The organism is Corynebacterium sp., assembly GCF_030532325.1.
Taxonomy (GTDB): Bacteria; Actinomycetota; Actinomycetes; order Mycobacteriales; family Mycobacteriaceae; genus Corynebacterium.
The window spans coordinates 210673-225692 of the sequence record NZ_JAUNLS010000001.1; the positions used below are offsets into that span (position 1 = coordinate 210673).

Genomic DNA, 15020 nt, shown 5'->3' on the forward strand with positions numbered 1-15020 from the left:
CCCAGCGCCGTCAGACCCAGCGCCGTCAAGCTGGGCGAAGACCCTGTCCTTCAGCGCGGGCGGCGGGGTGACCTCGGGAAGGGAGTCAAGGAAGTCATCAAAAGTCTCATCGGAGAACTCGTGTGTTGAGCTCATCGCCCCTCCTTTCCCAGGATCCTTTTCAGTTTCTTCACGCCGTCGCGCACGCGGGTCTTCGCGGTCCCCAGCGGCACAGACGTTGATTCTGCCAGTTCAGCGTGGCTTAATCCATCGAAGAAGGCGAGCATGACCGCCGTGCGATGCGGCTCGCCGATTCTCTCCACCGCCGCGCGCAGCCGCTGCGATTCCACGTTGCCCAGCGCCTCCTCCTCGATGCTCACGGCGGCATCACTGAGCTTGGCGTGCGCATCGTCGCGCTGCACGCTGGCCACGTGGCTGCGCAGCTTGTCGACGGCCCTCCCATGCGCCATCCTGCCCACCCACGCACGTGCGGTACCCAGCGAGGGATCGAAGGCAGCGGAGCTCGTCCACGCCTCGACGAAGACGTCCTGGGCCACCTCCTCCGCCAGCGCGGGGTTTCGCAGAACGTGCAGGCACACGCTGTAGACGGAGGGCGCGAGGGCGTCGTAAAGCTGGCTGAAGGCGCGCTTATCGCCCGCGGCGGACTCGACCAGCAGGTGGTTGAGTCGCGCGTGTTCTTCGGCGGTGAACGTTGGCACGGGGTGAGAGCTTACCTCCAGCGGCGGGGCGGTCATAACGCCGTGCTAGTGGGACATTTCGGAGCTGGGCGCCATCATCTCCGAGCTCATCATCGCGTCGGACTCGGGCGCTATCATCTCCGAGCTGGGCTCCATCTTCTTGGTGTCCTGCGCGTTGTTGCACGCGGCCAGGCTGGCGGCGGCGAAGGCGAGCGCAGCGGTGGTGGTCAGAAGCTTGTTCACGGTTTTCTCCTTGCGGTTGTGGGCCGGCCTTTCCGTCCCTCTCACCACCCATTCGGAGCCGGGGCGCGGGGTGGATTGGAAAAAATTTCTTGCAATCCACTTGCCGGGTGCGCTCCGAAGTGATGGATGCAAGCTTTCACTGGCATGGAGAAAGGAATCTCATGTTATCTACCCTGCTCATCGGGTTCAGCGGTGGCCTCATCACCGGCATCTCGCCATGTATTCTGCCGGTGCTGCCGCTGGTCCTCGCCGTTAGCGGCGGCTCGCGGTGGCGGCCGTGGCAGGTGGTCGGCGGGCTGGTGACCAGCTTCACGCTCGTCACGCTCTTTGCCACCACGGTGCTCAGCGCCCTGCACTTGCCGACGGACATCGTGTGGAAGGTGGGCATCGGGCTGCTCATCCTCGTGGGCCTGGGCATGATCTTTCCCCGCTTCCAGGAGCTCCTCGAGTGGCCCTTCCAGAAGCTGCCGCACGCCAGCTCCCTGCAGAATAAGGCCCGCGATAAGGGCGGTTTTGCCGTGGGCCTGGCCATGGGCATCGTCTTTGTGCCTTGCGCGGGCCCGGTGCTGGCCGCGATTTCAGTTGCCGGGGCCACGGGCAGCATCGACGCCCGCATCCTCGCGTTGAGCGTGTCCTTCGCCGCGGGCGTGGCCATCCCGCTGCTGGCCTTCGCACTCGGCGGCAACGAGGTGGGCAAGCGCGTCGATGCTTTCCGACGCCACCAGCGCAGCGTCCGCATCACCGCCGGCGTCGTGGTCATTGCCATGGCCCTGGCGATTGCCGGCGGGGCGCCGGCCTGGCTGCAGCAGAAGCTGCCCAGTGTGGGCCAGGAAGCGGTGATTGGGGAGGCCTCGGCAAGCAAGGCGGGCGATCTGGTGCCGGAATTGGTGGGGCTCAGCGGCTGGCTCAACACGGACTCCCCCGTTGATCCGCGTACGAACGGCAAGGTCACGCTCATCGATTTCTGGGCCTATGCCTGCATCAATTGCCAGCGCAACAACGTGCACCTGGTCAAGCTTTACGAGCACTACAAGGACTACGGCCTCGAGGTGGTGGGCGTTCACGCGCCGGAGTACGCCTTCGAGCGCGAGGCCGCCAACGTGCGCCGCGCCGTTGAGGAGCAGGGGATTTCCTACCCAGTGGCCCAGGACAACGACTTTGCCACCTGGCAGGCCTTCAACAATCAGTACTGGCCGGCGCACTACCTGGTGGATAGCACCGGCGTGCTGCGCGAGTCCCACCACGGCGAGGGCGATTACGCCGAGACCGAAAAGCTTGTGCGCGAGCTGTTGCGCGAGCGCGACCCGCAGGTAGCACTTCCCGCCCCGCTGGAGGAGGCCGATTCCGCCACCACCGCGATGCGCAACCCGGAGACCTACCTGGGAACCGCGCGGGCGCGCTACTTTGCCAACGAGAACTACTCCCCCGGCACCCGCGAGTTCCAGCTGGGCACCCCGGAGCTAGGCCAGTACTCGCTGGGCGGGACGTGGACGCTGGAGGGCCAGCCCATCACCGCCGGCGAAGGCGCGCGGCTGCGGCTGAACTACCACGCCGCGTGGGTGCAACTGGTGGTCTCCGGCCAGGGCAGCATCACGCTGCACCGCGCCGACGGATCCACGCGGGTCTTCCCCGTCACCGAGGACGGCACCGTGGACCTCATCAAGGGCGAGGAGAACATCGAGACCATTGAGTTGGAGGTCAGCGAGGGCCTGAGGCTCTACTCCTTTACCTTCGGCTAGGCTGCGGTACCCCAGCGGCGAATCTAAGCCGCTGCAGCCTTGCCGTCCGCCCCACGTCGCAAGAGCGCGCCCAGCCCCACGCCCACCACGGCGCCGGGCAGGAAGATGGCCAGCCAGAACAGCAGGTAGCCCGTGCCGTCGAGAGCGGTGCCATCGCCACTGCCGGAGAGGGAATAGATTCCCAGCCCCACCACGACCACCGCGGCGAGCACCGCCGCGTTGACCAGGCCCGCCCCCACCGAGGAGGGAAAGGCCACGAGGGCCACAAAGATCGCCGGGATGGCAAAGAGCAGCCAGCTATCTACCAACGCATCTGGGGCCACGAGCAGCCAGGCGGCCACGGCGATGCCGCCGAGCACCCCGGCCAGCGGCGCCGGGCGGGCCCCCGTGCGGCGAGCGACAGCCCAGGCCACGGCACAGACAAGAACAAGCGGGACCAGCCCGAAGAGTGCAAGAAAATACATAAACCCAGCGTAAAGAGTTCCCCCCCAGGCTCAAGGGCTTAACGGTAACCATTCCGTCACAATCGCCGCCCATTCCCGACTGCTCTGTCTATTTTTATTCACCCTGTGGCCTGCATCTTCGCGGCAACCCCCTTGTGACGTGAACCGCTTGGTCTAGTCTTGCCAAGCATGACAACCAAGTACAACAATTCCGCAGTCAATGAGTGGTCCTTCGCCACCCGCTCCGTCCACGCCGGCCAGAACCTGGACGGCTTCCTCAACGCCCGCAACGTCCCCATCTACCAAACCGCCTCCTACGTCTTCGACGACGCCGCCCACGCCGCCGCGCGCTTCGACCTCTCCGATTCCGGCCCCGTCTACACCCGCCTGACCAACCCCACCCAGGACGCCCTGGAAGAGCGCATCGCCTCCCTGGAGGGCGGCGTGGCCGCCGTAGCCTTCGCCTCCGGCCAGGCCGCTGAGACCGCAGCCATCCTCAACCTCGCCTCCGCAGGCGATCACATCGTGACCTCCCCGCGCCTCTACGGCGGCACCAGCACCCTGTTCACCGTGACCCTCAAGCGCCTGGGCATCGAGGTCAGCTACGTGGATAACCCGGACGATCCCAGCTCCTGGCAGGAGGCCGTACGCCCCAACACCAAGGCTTTCTACGGTGAGACCTTTGGCAACCCGGTGGCCGATGTCTTCGACATCCCGGCCGTGGCCGAGGTCGCGCACGCCAATCAGGTGCCGCTGATTATCGATAACACCATCGCCACCGCGGCACTTGCCCGCCCGCTGGATCTGGGCGCGGACATCGTGGTGGCCTCGACCACCAAGTTCTACACCGGCAACGGCACGGCGCTCGGCGGTGTCATCGTCGACGGCGGTAAATTTGACTGGACCGTCGAGCGCGACGGCAAGCCCGTCTTCCCCTACTTTGTCACCCCGGACGAGGCCTACCACGGCCTCAAGTACGCCGACCTCGGCGCCCCGGCCTTCGCGCTCAAGGCCCGCGTGGGCCTGCTGCGCGATACCGGCGCCACCATCTCCCCCTTCAACGCCTGGCTGACCCTCAACGGCATCGAGACCCTGGAGCTGCGCATCCAACGCCACAACGAAAACGCCCAGGCCGTCGCCGAGTTCCTGGAGTCCCACCCCAAGACCGCCAAGGTCAACTACGCCGGCTTGGAGTCCTCCCCGTACAAGGCCGTCAAGGAGAAGCTGGGCTACTCCTACACCGGCTCGGTTCTCTCCTTTGACATCACCGTGCCGGAGGGCAAGGACGCGCGCGAGACCGCGTGGGCGTTCATCGACGCCCTGCAGCTGCACTCCAACCTGGCCAACATCGGCGACACCCGCTCGCTGGTGGTGCACCCGGCCACCACCACCCACTCGCAGTCGGACGAGGCCTCGCTGGCCGCCGCGGGCATCACCCAGGCCACTATCCGCCTCTCGGTGGGCATCGAGGATGTCAAGGACATCATCGCTGACCTCGAGCGAGGTTTCGCAGCCCTCTAATCCACCCCGTCAGTCACACCAGGCCACGTAAAGGTAGCGAGGATGACCCAACTCCCCCAGCTGGCGCCCGAAGGCGAGCGCACCGTAGTTCCCATCGGCACATTCCGCACGGAGGCGGGCGCTGTGCTTGACGACGCCTCCCTGGCCTACCAGCGCTGGGGCACCCTCACCGTGGATGAGGCGGGCGCGAGCAACGTCATCCTCGTCGAGCACGCCCTGACCGGGGATTCCAACGTGGCTGACTGGTGGGGCGATCTGCTCGGTCCGGGCAAGGCGCTCGATACCGACCGCTGGTGTGTGATCGCCACCAACGCCCTGGGCGGGTGCAACGGATCCACCGGGCCGAGCTCTCCGCACCCGGACGGGGCGCCCTGGGGAAGCCGGTTCCCGGCGCTGTCCATCCGCGATCTCGTCGAGGCGGAACAGGCCCTGCTGGATCGCCTCGGCATCGAGCGCGTGCACGCCGTCGTCGGCGGGTCCATGGGCGGTGCGCGCGCCCTGGAGTGGACGCTGCTGCACCCGGAGATGGTGGATTCCGCCTGCGTCATCGCGGTTTCGGCCCGCGCCTCGGCGTGGCAGATCGGCATCCAGTCCGCGCAGATTTCCGCCATCGAGCGCGATCCCCTGTGGCAGGGCGGCGACTACTACGCCGGCGAGGCTCCCCGCGAAGGCCTGGCGGCCGCGCGCCGCATCGCGCACCTGACCTACCGCGGCGAGCAGGAAATAGACGAGCGCTTCGGCGTCCAGGCACAGGCGGGGGAAAACCCGCTCGGGCCCCACCGCCGCCGGGATCAGCGCTTCGCCGTGAACTCCTACCTGGATTATCAGGGCACCAAGCTGGTGGAGCGCTTCGACGCCGGCTCCTACGTCACGCTCACCGAGGCTCTCAACCGGCATGACATCGGCCGCAGCCGCGGCGGCCTCAACCGCGCCTTAGGCAACTCGACGGTGCCCACGATGGTCGTCGGTGTGGACACCGACATCCTCTACCCCTACCACCAGCAGGAACACCTCTCGCGCAACCTGGGCAACCTGATGGGCATCGCCAAGATTTTCTCGCCGGTGGGCCACGACGCCTTCCTCACCGAGTCCCGCCAGATGGACCGCATCCTGCGGCAGTTTCTCCGGCTCAGTGCGCGGCGCTGAACCGAGACCCCCTCACGCAGCTGGCCAAGCAGCTAGCTGCCCAGCGCGTCGATGGAATACGCCAAAAAGGCCATCGCCGCGCCCAGGGCGCCGGTGAAGGTGGCGTCGAAGCGGCGCGAGCGCACCGCCAGGATGCCCACCTTCTGTGAGTCGCAGGTCAGGCGAACCACCGATAGCCACATCAGCGCCCCACCCAGCAGGAAGGTGGCGCGGCGCCAGTGATCGAGCAGCGCGTAGACACCGGATAGCGCCACCGCGGCCACGAAAAGCCCGATGCCTGCCCACTGCACCGCTGCGGGCAGGGGCGAGGGGGCAAGGCCGACGTCGTGAGGATTGTGCAAGGACAAGCGCGGCGCCTGCGCTACCGCCTCATCCGCTTGCTCCGTGCGCGCGTGCCGAGCCATTAGGCCTGCTGCGCCAGCTTTTCTGCGCGCTCCACAATGTTGCTGACCAGGAAAGCGCGCGTCAGCGGGCCCACGCCACCCGGGTTCGGGGAGACGTAGCCGGCCTTCTCCCAAACGTCCGGGGCGACGTCGCCAGCCAGCTTGCCGTCCACGCGGGAGACTCCGACGTCGAGCACCGCAGCGCCCTCCTTAACCATGTCCGCAGTGAGCATGTGCGCCTTGCCGGCGGCGGCGATGATGATGTCCGCGTTGCGGGTCTCGGCGGCCAGATCCTTGGTGCCGGTGTGGCACAGGGTGACGGTGGAATTCTCACTGCGGCGGGTGAGCATCAGGCCGATCGGGCGGCCCACGGTCACGCCGCGGCCGATGACCACCACCTTGGCGCCGTCCAGCTCCACGCCGAAGCGGCGCAGCAGGTGAATGCAGCCGTTCGGGGTGCACGGCAGCGGGGCTTCCTCGTTGAGCACCAGCTTGCCCAGGTTGACCGGGTGCAGGCCGTCGGCGTCCTTCTCCGGGTCAATCTTGGAGAGGATGCGGTTCTCATCGAGGTGCTTCGGCAGCGGCAGCTGCACGATGTAGCCGGTGCAGGCGTCATCGTTGTTGAGCTCGTCGATGACCTTCTCCAACTCCTCCTGCGTGATATCGCCCGGCAGATCCTTGCGGATGGAGTTGATGCCGAGCTTCTCGCAATCACGGTGCTTCATCTTCACGTAGGAGTGAGAGCCGGGATCATCGCCCACCAGGACGGTGGCCAGGCCCGGGGTGATCCCCTTCTCCTTTAGGGCGTTCACGCGCTGCGCTAGGTCTTCGAAGATCTCGTCGCGGTACAGGTTGCCATCAAGTTTGGTTGCACTCATGCCCACCATCCTAGACTCAATCCCTAGACTGAAAACCCATGAGCACTCTGCATATCGTCTTTGACAATCCCGTCATCCCCACCAACACCGGCAACGCCATCCGCACCGCCGCGGTGACGGGCGCTACCCTTCACCTCATCGAGCCGCTGGGATTCAACTTCGACGATAAGCACCTCAAGCGCGCCGGCCTGGACTACCACGACCTAGCGGAGCTACGCATCCACAAGGACTTCGATGCCTGCATGGACGCCCTGCCCGGCTCCCGCGTCTTCGCGTTTACCACCCACACGGATAAGTGGTTCACCGATGTTCAGTACCAGGACGGCGACGTCCTCCTCTTTGGCACCGAGCCCACCGGGCTTCCCCCGGAGCACCTCAACCACCCGCGGGTCACCGAGCAGGTGCGCATCCCCATGGTCCCGGCGCGCCGTTCAATGAACCTCTCCAACGCGGCCTCCACCGCCGTCTTCGAGGCCTGGCGCCAGCTGGGCTTTGCCGGCGGGGTCTAGCTCCCGCGCTGCGCGGCGGGCTGGGGCGCGGCACAATAACACTGAAACAATAAGAAGAGCCGACCGCGGCACCTGCACTTGAGACCTGCCTATAAAGGAGCCCACCGCAATGTCCCCGAATACCGCACCGCTTCGCCCGCTGCTCAACGCCTTGATTTCCGAGGTGCAATCGGCCACCGCCGAGCACTCCGCGGCGATTGCCAAGGTCACCCCCAATCACCGGGCGGGCGCGGTCAACCTGGTGCGCTACCTGGCGCTGCGCAATCACGACGTCGTCTCGGTGCAGGACGGCCTCTCCGCCCTGGGCGCGACCAGCCTGAGCCACCCGGAGCCGGCGGTGCTCGACCGCCTGCACGCCGCGCACAACGTGCTCGACGCCTACGACGACGTCCCTCCGCGCTACCCGCTCGAGGCCATCTCCACGGCCTACGCCTCGGCCGATTCCCTGCTCGAGGCCAACACCGACGCGCTGCTGGGCGAGCCGCGCGAGGGCACCTACTCCCGCATCATGGTAACCCTGCCGCGCGAGGCCGCCGATGACTACGAGCTGGTGCTCTCCTTTGCCGCCGCGGGCATGGAGCTGGCCCGCATCAACTGCGCACATGATGACGCCGACGTGTGGGCCCACATGGTGGACAACGTGCATCGCGCGGCCGAGGAGGTAGGCCGCGAGATCAAGATCTCCTGCGACATCGCCGGACCCAAGGTGCGCACCGGCTCCATCGCCCCGGGCCCGCGCGTGATCCGGGTACGCTGCACGCAGTCCCCGGCCGGCGAGCTGCTGGCCCCGGCGGTGCTGGTGCTTTCCAGCACCCCCACTATCGAGCTCCCCGACGTCCCCCTCTCCCCCGCCGCCAAGCGCCCCGCCGTGCACGCCCAGGCCGATGAGCAGTGGCTCTCCGCGCTGCGCGCCGGGGCCACGGTGACCTGCACGGAAGCCCGCGGGCGGGCGCGCACCTGGGAGGTGGCCGAGGTAAGCCCGGGCTGGGCGGTGCTACACGGTGAGCGCAACGCCTACCTGGCCGAGGGCACCACGCTGCACTGCGAGGGTCGCACCGCCACGGTCAGCGGGATTCCCCCGCTGGAGCAGAAGATTCACCTCCACCAGGGCGATGAGCTGGTGCTGAGCACCACGCAGGATCCAGCACTGATCTCCGCCACGGGCCCAACCACCATCGGCTGCACCGCCCCGGAGGCCGTCACCGCGCTGGAGGAAGGCCAGAGGGTGCTTTTTGATGATGGGGCGATTGAGGGCGTCGTCAAGCAGGTGCGCCACAGCGGCCAGCAGGGCACCGCGCACGAGGGAGCCGGTGATGCTGGTGATACTGAGGCCGTCGTGACGATCACCCGCGCCGGGCTGGGCGGCACCAAGCTCGCCGCCTTTAAGGGCATCAACCTGCCGGATACCGATATTCCGCTGCCGAGCCTGACCGAGGAGGACTTGGAAGCGCTGCGCTTTGTGGCCACCCACTGCGAGATCGCGGCGATCTCCTTCATCCGCACCGCCCACGACGTCGAGCAGGTGCTGGCCTGCCTCGAGCGCATCGCCGAGGAGCAACCCACCGAGGAGGCCGCCCGCCGCGTGCGCGAGCTCGGCGTGGTGCTCAAGATTGAGACGGTGCCGGCCTACGAGTACCTGGGCAGCATCCTGCTCGCGCTCATGCAGCGCCGCACGGTGGGTCTCATGATCGCGCGCGGTGACCTCGCCGTGGAGCTGGGTTTTGAGCAGATTGCTCAGGTGCCCGGGCGCATCATGAAGGTGGCCGAGGCCGCGCACATCCCAGTCATCATGGCCACCCAGATCCTGGAGAACCTGGCCAAGACCGGCCTGCCCTCCCGCGCGGAGATCACCGACGCCGGCTACGCCCTACGCGCCGAGTGCGTCATGCTCAACAAGGGCCCGCACATCACGGAGGCCATCACCATCCTGGACCGGATGTCGCACACGCTGGGGCGGTCGCGGCTGAAGAACCGCCAGCGCCTGCGCCAGGTCTCGGGGTGGAAGCACGCCCTGGACTAAGCCTTGATGAGGCCCAGGCAGCGCCGCCGCGGGCCCGGCCGCTGTGCGCAGTATCACGCTTTCTAAGAACACCCTAAACTAGACAAAGCTACCCTAAGTAAGGGTAACCTATAAGCAGTTATAGACGGCTACAATCAAGCCGCTTCCGCGCCACTGCCTCCCCAGCGAGGCGGACTGGAAAGGTGTTCTCTTATGACGCTAAGCTGCCCCCGTTCCACGGCCGATACCCTGCCCCCTGGCTGCACCGTCACCCTGGGGCAGGAATGCGTCTCCTGCACGTGCGATGCCGCCCTGGCGCTGCGCCTAGGCGAGCTGGGCATTCGCCCCGGCGCCACCTTGACCATGGGCCAGCGCGTGGCCGGCGGCGCGCGCATTGTCTCCGTGGGCGCGTGCCGCTACGCCATCGATCAGCGCACCCTGCGCGCCATCGAGGTGTAGGCCGCGATGTCCACAACCTCCCCCAGCTGCCACGGCCATCCCGGCGGGGCGGTTGCCCCTGCGGGCTCGCCCATCGTCGCCATGGTGGGCGCCCCCAACTCCGGAAAGTCCACCCTTTTTAACGCCCTGACCGGCGCCAAGGCCCAGACGGGCAACTGGCCGGGCACCACCGTCGAGGTCAGCCGCGGCGCGTGGAAGCTCGGCAGTACCCACTGCGAGTCGGAGACCATCAGCGCCGACCTCATCGACTTTCCCGGCACATACTCCTTAGATCCGCTCAGCCCCGATGAGGCACTGACGCGCTCCATGCTCATTGACTGCGCCGACGAAGAGCGCCCCGACGCCGTCATCGTCGTAGTCGATGCCACCGCCGTAGCCCGCGGCCTCAACGTGGCCTTCCAGCTAGCCGAGCACCCCTACCGGCTCATTATCGCGCTGAGCAAGCTGGACGTGGCCGAGGCCCAGGGCCACAGCGTGGATCCGCGCGCCCTCGAGGAGGCCACCGGAATCCCGGTCTTTGCCGTGGACGGGCGCCGCCGCCAGGGGCTCGACGCCCTGCGCGAGCGCACGCTGGCCTGCCTGCAGGAGGAGCCGGTGGTGCTGCGCACGGACACCTCGCTCGACGCACGCTTTGCGGATCTCGATTCCGCCGCCAAGGCCGCCGTGCGCGAGGTCGAGCACGTCACCCCGCTGTCCCACCGCCTCGACTCCGTGGCCCTGCACCCCGTGGCCGGCCCGCTGCTCTTCCTGGCGGTGATGTGGCTGGTCTTCCAGATCACCACCACCGTGGCCGCGCCCCTGCAGGACGGCCTGGAAGCACTGGTCACCGGCCCGCTCAGTGACGCCGCCCGCTCCGGGCTGGAGGCCATCGGCCTGGGCAACCGCTTTGTCACGGGCCTGCTTGTCGACGGCCTCATAGGCGGCGTCGGCATGGTCCTCACCTTCGCCCCGCTCATGGCGCTGATGTTTTTGTGTCTGGCGGTGCTGGAGGACTCCGGCTACATGGCGCGCGCGGCGGTGGTCACCGACCGCGTCATGCGGGCCATCGGCCTGCCGGGCAAGGCCTTCATCCCGATCGTCGTGGGCTTTGGCTGCAACGTCCCGGCGATCTCCGCCACCCGCGTGCTGGGCAGCCCGCACCACCGCATCATGACCTCCCTGCTCATCCCGTTTACCTCCTGTTCGGCGCGCCTGGTGGTCTTTGTCATGCTGGCCTCCACCTTCTTCCCCGAGCACGCCGGCAACGTGGTCTTTGCCATGTACATCATCTCCATCGCGCTCTTAGTGCTGGTGGGCCTGGCGCTGCGCAAGACCCTGTGGCGCGCGGTGCCGGAGGAGGCCTTGGTCATTGACCTACCCACCTACCAGCTGCCCACCCCGCGCCTGGCGCTGAGCGTGATGTGGACTCGCCTCAAGGGCTTTCTGCAGACCGCCGGCGGCATCATCGTGAGCACCGTCGTTGTGGTGTGGCTTCTCATGGCCATCCCTTTCGGCGCAGCAGCGGGCTCGACCAGCCTGGCCGATGGCCAGCCACCCGCCCCGGAGGACTCCGTCTACGGCGCGGTCTCGCGCAGCATCGCTCCGGCCTTCGCCCCAGCGGGCTTTGATTCCTGGTCCCTGGCCGGCCCCCTGGTCACCGGCTTCGTGGCCAAGGAGGCGCTGATCTCCACGTGGTCGCAGACCTACGCCGTCGAGGACGTCACTGACTCCGCCCCGGAGGAGCAGGCCTCCAGCGCGCTGAGTGATCACGTCCGCGCGGACTTCGCCGAGGCCTCCGGCGGCCACACGCTGGCCGCGGTGTGGGCCTACATGCTCTTCCTGCTGGCCTACACGCCGTGCGTGGCCACCATCGCCGCCCAAAGGCGCGAGATTGGCTGGCGCTGGACGCTCTTCGGCTTCGGTGTACAGCTGGTCACCGCGTGGGTGCTGGCCGTGGCCGCCTTCCAAGTACTCAAGCTCTTCCTCTAAGGCCGGGCCTCACCATGGATTCACGGAACTCTTCGCACAGGCTCAGCCCCATCGACGCCGTGCGCGCCGCCATGGCCGAGGGCGCCGGCTCGCGGGCCGGCATCGCGCGCAGAACGGGGCTGGAGCCGGGCACCGTCGACCTCATCCTGGCCCACCTTGAGGCGGTGGGGGATCTCAGCGTGGAGACCATGAGCGCGTGCCCCAGCGGCGGCTGCGGCTCCTGCGCGGCGGCCTCGGCCTGCGGCTCGGCGGGCCACTCCCGCGGGCCCGTCATGCTCAGTCTGCGCCGCCGCGCTCCCCGCTCTCACTAACCGGGGCCTCCAGCGGCGGCAGGCTGCGCTGCCGCAGGCGCTGCAGCAGATCCTGTGCATCGGCGGGATCCAGCTCGGCGCCGGTCATCCGGACGGGGCCGGTGACGAGGTCGAAGCGGACGTCGTGAAGCCTAAGCAGGTGGCCCAGCGGCCGCACCACGAGGGTGAGCTCCTGGATGTGCGGGGTGGACACCGCGGCCACCCGGCGGCACCAGCGCCCGGAATGGACAATGGCCACCGGCCGCGGCCCCTCCACTAGGGTCACCGCCTGGCGGGACCAATCCACGGGGCTGGCCCACATGGCCCGGCGCGGCGAGGTGTAGGTGGGCTGCGTGTAGCCCTCGGGGCGGGCGTAGGCCTCGATCTGCGCGTGGGAAAGCTCGGAGACCAGCGCGAAGAGCGCGAGGGCTTGCTCGCGGCTGCCCACCGGCAGGATGCGGGTGGAGCCGGACTGCTTCCCGCCGCCGATCGCACCGTAGCCAGCCACGGAGACCTGCACCTCGTACCAGCCAAAGAAGCGCCACAGCGTGGGCTGGGCCACGCGCACCGCATGGATGCGGGAGAGCCGGATGGATTGGCGGCGTCGATCAGCCAGGCCGTAAGAAATGTGCACTACACCTTGGTCGGAGCCGAGGTTAACGTCGTCCCGCCCCTCCTCATGGCGCGCGGAAAACCGCCACGAGGTGTCAATGAGGTTCCATACCGAGGGGAACCAGCCCACGATGATCGGCACCGCCAGCGCGCGGGTCAGCGGGAAGCACACCAGCACCAGCATGCCCAGCAGCGTGAGGAGCGTGGGCAGGCGCAGCAGCTCCGAGCACAGCGTGCGCCGGATGGGGATTTCCTCGATGAGCGCGGGTTCCTCCGCAGCGGTGTGGCTCGCAGTGTCGCTCACGGCGGTGCTCACGGCGTGGCTTCCAGCGCCGTCCGCGCTATCTGCGCCGTCCACGCCATGCACGCGGTGCAGCAGCTCCGCGCGCAGGCCCTCAGCCTCGGCCTTGCGCAGGTAGCCGATCTCGATGGCCGAGGAACGCCCGCCGGCGGTCTCCACGCGCACCGCGGCCAGCCCAAAGAGGCGAGCGATCACCGGCTCCACCACGTCGACGGCCTGGATGCGCTCATAACGCGCGGAGCGAAACGCCGTGGTGAACACGCCGTGGCGCAGGGCAACGTCATCCTCGCCCAGCGCGAAGCCCAGCTTGCGCCACCACAGCTCGGAGACAAACCAAATGACCAAGCACACCAGCACGAAGCCGCCCAGCGCAATGAGCGTGCCCAGGCCGATCTCGCTGAGACGCCCGCTGCGGAGGTAGCGTAGGGCGTCGCCCAGCAGCGAGGCATTGAGGTTGAGCGCGAAAACCGCCAGCAGCGCCAGGATGATTGACCAAAAGCGCAGCAGCGGGGTGAGGCGGTGGACGCGGTGGAAACCGTCGGAATCGATAAGCTGGCGCTTCACAGCCCGCTCATCCTCTCGCGGGCCTTGATGGCGAGGCGCTCGCGCAGGGCGTCGGCATCGCCTGCCTCCAGGCCCTTGATGGTGCAATCGCTGCTGGCCGACGCCGTATGGATCTCCAGCCGCTTCAACCCCAGGGCCCGCTCGATGGGCCCGGCGGTGACGTCAACGAATTGGATGCGGCCATAGGGCACCACGGTGAAGGTGTGCCAGAGCTTGCCGCGGGTGATGAGCAGCTCGTCCGCGGTTTCCTGCCAGCCCATGTTGTTGACCTGCGCGGGAATGAGCCACAGGCAGTAGGCCATGAGCAGCACGTAGGCCCCGGCCACCCAGTAGAGCCAGCTGTGCCAGAAGTAGCCACCGAGCACCGCCGCGAGGGCAAAGAAGGCTTGCCAGGACAGGTGGTGGATGTAGCGCGCGGTCACGAGCTTGCGGGATACAGGATTCACGGTCTTTGAGCCTAACATCTTGGGATTTTGTGATGAGTAAACGACAGTTCTGTTGCAACCATTGACAGAACGTTGGGTTTATACAACACTGTGGTGCATGTCCCCAAAGAAGAAACCCAGCAAGCCCCTCTACAACCGGGTGCGCGTGCTCCGCGCTGAACGGGACATCTCGCGCGCCCAGCTCGCCGAGGCCATCGGCGTCAACCACCAAACCATCGGCGCGCTTGAACGCGGTGACCACTCCCCCAGCCTGGACCTCGCCTTCAACATCTGCGAGTACTTCGAGCTGCCCGTGGAGGCCGTCTTCTCCCGCACCGAGTTCACCCCCATGTCCCACGAGATCTACCGGAAGGACTAGCCATGACCTCTGAGAAGACCACCTCGGCCGTGCGCGCCCGCAATCTCTACACCACCGGAGCCGACGTCGGCATCGTGCTCATCATCCTCTCCATCGCCCTGCAGTTCACCTCGGTGTTTGGCTCGTTCATGCTTGCCGCCGTGGGCATAATCCTGGCGTCCTTCTTTACCTCGAAGCTGCGCAAGGCCATCGGCTACGCGGACATCCGCACCGAGGATCTCGATGAATACCAGATGCAGCAGCACGCCGAGGCCCGCGAGGACGGCCTGCGCAACGCGCTCATCGTGCTCATGGTGATGTTCCTGCTCACCGGCGTCATCGCCGTGGGCACGCGCTTTGTGCCCATGATGGACGGCATCTTTGTCACCCAGATCTACTTCAAGCTGCTCATGGGCCTCATGGTGTGGATCCCACTGTCCGTGGCACGCAGCCTGGCCGGAAAAATCAGCCGCGACGAGCTCATCTCTAGCGAGTAGCCGCCGCG

The 15020-nt window shown here is 67.3% G+C and carries 17 protein-coding genes; 10 read left to right on the forward strand and 7 right to left on the reverse strand.

The window, feature by feature from the left end:
- Positions 1–131: 131 nt before the first annotated feature.
- Positions 132–734 carry a sigma-70 family RNA polymerase sigma factor gene (locus tag Q4E25_RS00995; RefSeq protein ID WP_303153026.1) on the reverse strand — a complete coding sequence of 201 codons (603 nt, stop codon included), beginning with the start codon at positions 732–734 and terminating at the stop codon, positions 132–134.
- A gap of 9 nt (positions 735–743) precedes the next feature.
- Positions 744–920 (reverse strand): hypothetical protein, encoded by a 177-nt coding sequence (locus tag Q4E25_RS01000; protein WP_303153028.1) that lies wholly within the window; start codon positions 918–920, stop codon positions 744–746.
- Positions 921–1081: 161 nt separating this feature from the next.
- On the opposite strand from Q4E25_RS01000, the gene Q4E25_RS01005 reads away from it, so the two are divergent.
- On the forward strand, positions 1082–2659 hold the full coding sequence (locus tag Q4E25_RS01005) for a cytochrome c biogenesis protein CcdA (protein WP_303153031.1): 1578 nt from the start codon (positions 1082–1084) through the stop codon (positions 2657–2659).
- 23 nt (positions 2660–2682) lie between these two features.
- Here Q4E25_RS01005 and Q4E25_RS01010 read toward each other — a convergent pair whose 3' ends face one another.
- Entirely contained in the window at positions 2683–3123 is a 441-nt protein-coding gene (locus Q4E25_RS01010; RefSeq protein ID WP_303153033.1) for a hypothetical protein, read from the reverse strand.
- 168 nt (positions 3124–3291) lie between these two features.
- Between Q4E25_RS01010 and Q4E25_RS01015 the strand changes: the two genes are divergently transcribed.
- Together Q4E25_RS01015 and Q4E25_RS01020 are read left to right on the forward strand one after the other, a co-directional pair.
- Positions 3292–4623 carry an O-acetylhomoserine/O-acetylserine sulfhydrylase gene (locus Q4E25_RS01015; protein ID WP_303153036.1) on the forward strand — a complete coding sequence of 444 codons (1332 nt, stop codon included), beginning with the start codon at positions 3292–3294 and terminating at the stop codon, positions 4621–4623.
- Between the two features lie 42 nt (positions 4624–4665).
- Positions 4666–5769 carry a homoserine O-acetyltransferase gene (locus Q4E25_RS01020; protein ID WP_303153038.1) on the forward strand — a complete coding sequence of 368 codons (1104 nt, stop codon included), beginning with the start codon at positions 4666–4668 and terminating at the stop codon, positions 5767–5769.
- Positions 5770–5801: 32 nt separating this feature from the next.
- Here Q4E25_RS01020 and Q4E25_RS01025 read toward each other — a convergent pair whose 3' ends face one another.
- Positions 5802–6173, reverse strand: coding sequence for a DUF3017 domain-containing protein (locus Q4E25_RS01025; protein ID WP_303153040.1), 372 nt, complete (start codon positions 6171–6173; stop codon positions 5802–5804).
- Positions 6173–7030 carry a bifunctional methylenetetrahydrofolate dehydrogenase/methenyltetrahydrofolate cyclohydrolase gene (locus Q4E25_RS01030; protein WP_303153042.1) on the reverse strand — a complete coding sequence of 286 codons (858 nt, stop codon included), beginning with the start codon at positions 7028–7030 and terminating at the stop codon, positions 6173–6175. The genes Q4E25_RS01025 and Q4E25_RS01030 overlap by 1 nt, the downstream gene beginning before the upstream one ends.
- A 38-nt stretch (positions 7031–7068) precedes the next feature.
- Between Q4E25_RS01030 and Q4E25_RS01035 the strand changes: the two genes are divergently transcribed.
- The 5 genes from Q4E25_RS01035 to Q4E25_RS01055 all read left to right on the forward strand — a co-directional run bounded on the left by Q4E25_RS01035 (position 7069) and on the right by Q4E25_RS01055 (position 12276).
- The gene (locus Q4E25_RS01035) at positions 7069–7539 is read left to right on the forward strand and encodes a tRNA (cytidine(34)-2'-O)-methyltransferase (protein WP_303153044.1); all 471 of its coding nucleotides are present in this window, start codon (positions 7069–7071) and stop codon (positions 7537–7539) included.
- Positions 7540–7648: 109 nt separating this feature from the next.
- Positions 7649–9559, forward strand: a complete 1911-nt coding sequence (locus Q4E25_RS01040; RefSeq protein ID WP_303153046.1) for a pyruvate kinase — start codon at positions 7649–7651, stop codon at positions 9557–9559.
- 192 nt (positions 9560–9751) lie between these two features.
- Positions 9752–9997: a FeoA family protein gene (locus Q4E25_RS01045; RefSeq protein ID WP_303153048.1), complete on the forward strand. Its 246-nt coding sequence runs from the start codon at positions 9752–9754 to the stop codon at positions 9995–9997.
- Between the two features lie 6 nt (positions 9998–10003).
- Positions 10004–11965 carry a ferrous iron transport protein B gene (gene feoB / locus Q4E25_RS01050; protein ID WP_303153050.1) on the forward strand — a complete coding sequence of 654 codons (1962 nt, stop codon included), beginning with the start codon at positions 10004–10006 and terminating at the stop codon, positions 11963–11965.
- 14 nt (positions 11966–11979) lie between these two features.
- Complete coding sequence (locus Q4E25_RS01055) at positions 11980–12276, forward strand: FeoC-like transcriptional regulator (RefSeq protein ID WP_303153051.1); 297 nt, start codon at positions 11980–11982, stop codon at positions 12274–12276.
- Here the strand turns inward: Q4E25_RS01055 and Q4E25_RS01060 are convergent.
- Positions 12242–13732 carry a PH domain-containing protein gene (locus tag Q4E25_RS01060; protein WP_303153052.1) on the reverse strand — a complete coding sequence of 497 codons (1491 nt, stop codon included), beginning with the start codon at positions 13730–13732 and terminating at the stop codon, positions 12242–12244. The two genes, Q4E25_RS01055 and Q4E25_RS01060, sit on opposite strands and share 35 nt — an antisense overlap.
- Positions 13729–14178, reverse strand: a complete 450-nt coding sequence (locus Q4E25_RS01065; protein ID WP_303153053.1) for a PH domain-containing protein — start codon at positions 14176–14178, stop codon at positions 13729–13731. Before Q4E25_RS01065 ends, Q4E25_RS01060 begins: the two co-directional genes overlap by 4 nt.
- Before the next feature lie 97 nt (positions 14179–14275).
- Between Q4E25_RS01065 and Q4E25_RS01070 the strand changes: the two genes are divergently transcribed.
- Both Q4E25_RS01070 and Q4E25_RS01075 read left to right on the forward strand, forming a co-directional pair.
- Positions 14276–14536 (forward strand): helix-turn-helix transcriptional regulator, encoded by a 261-nt coding sequence (locus Q4E25_RS01070; RefSeq protein WP_303153055.1) that lies wholly within the window; start codon positions 14276–14278, stop codon positions 14534–14536.
- Between the two features lie 2 nt (positions 14537–14538).
- Entirely contained in the window at positions 14539–15012 is a 474-nt protein-coding gene (locus Q4E25_RS01075; RefSeq protein ID WP_303153057.1) for a hypothetical protein, read from the forward strand.
- Positions 15013–15020: the final 8 nt, after the last annotated feature.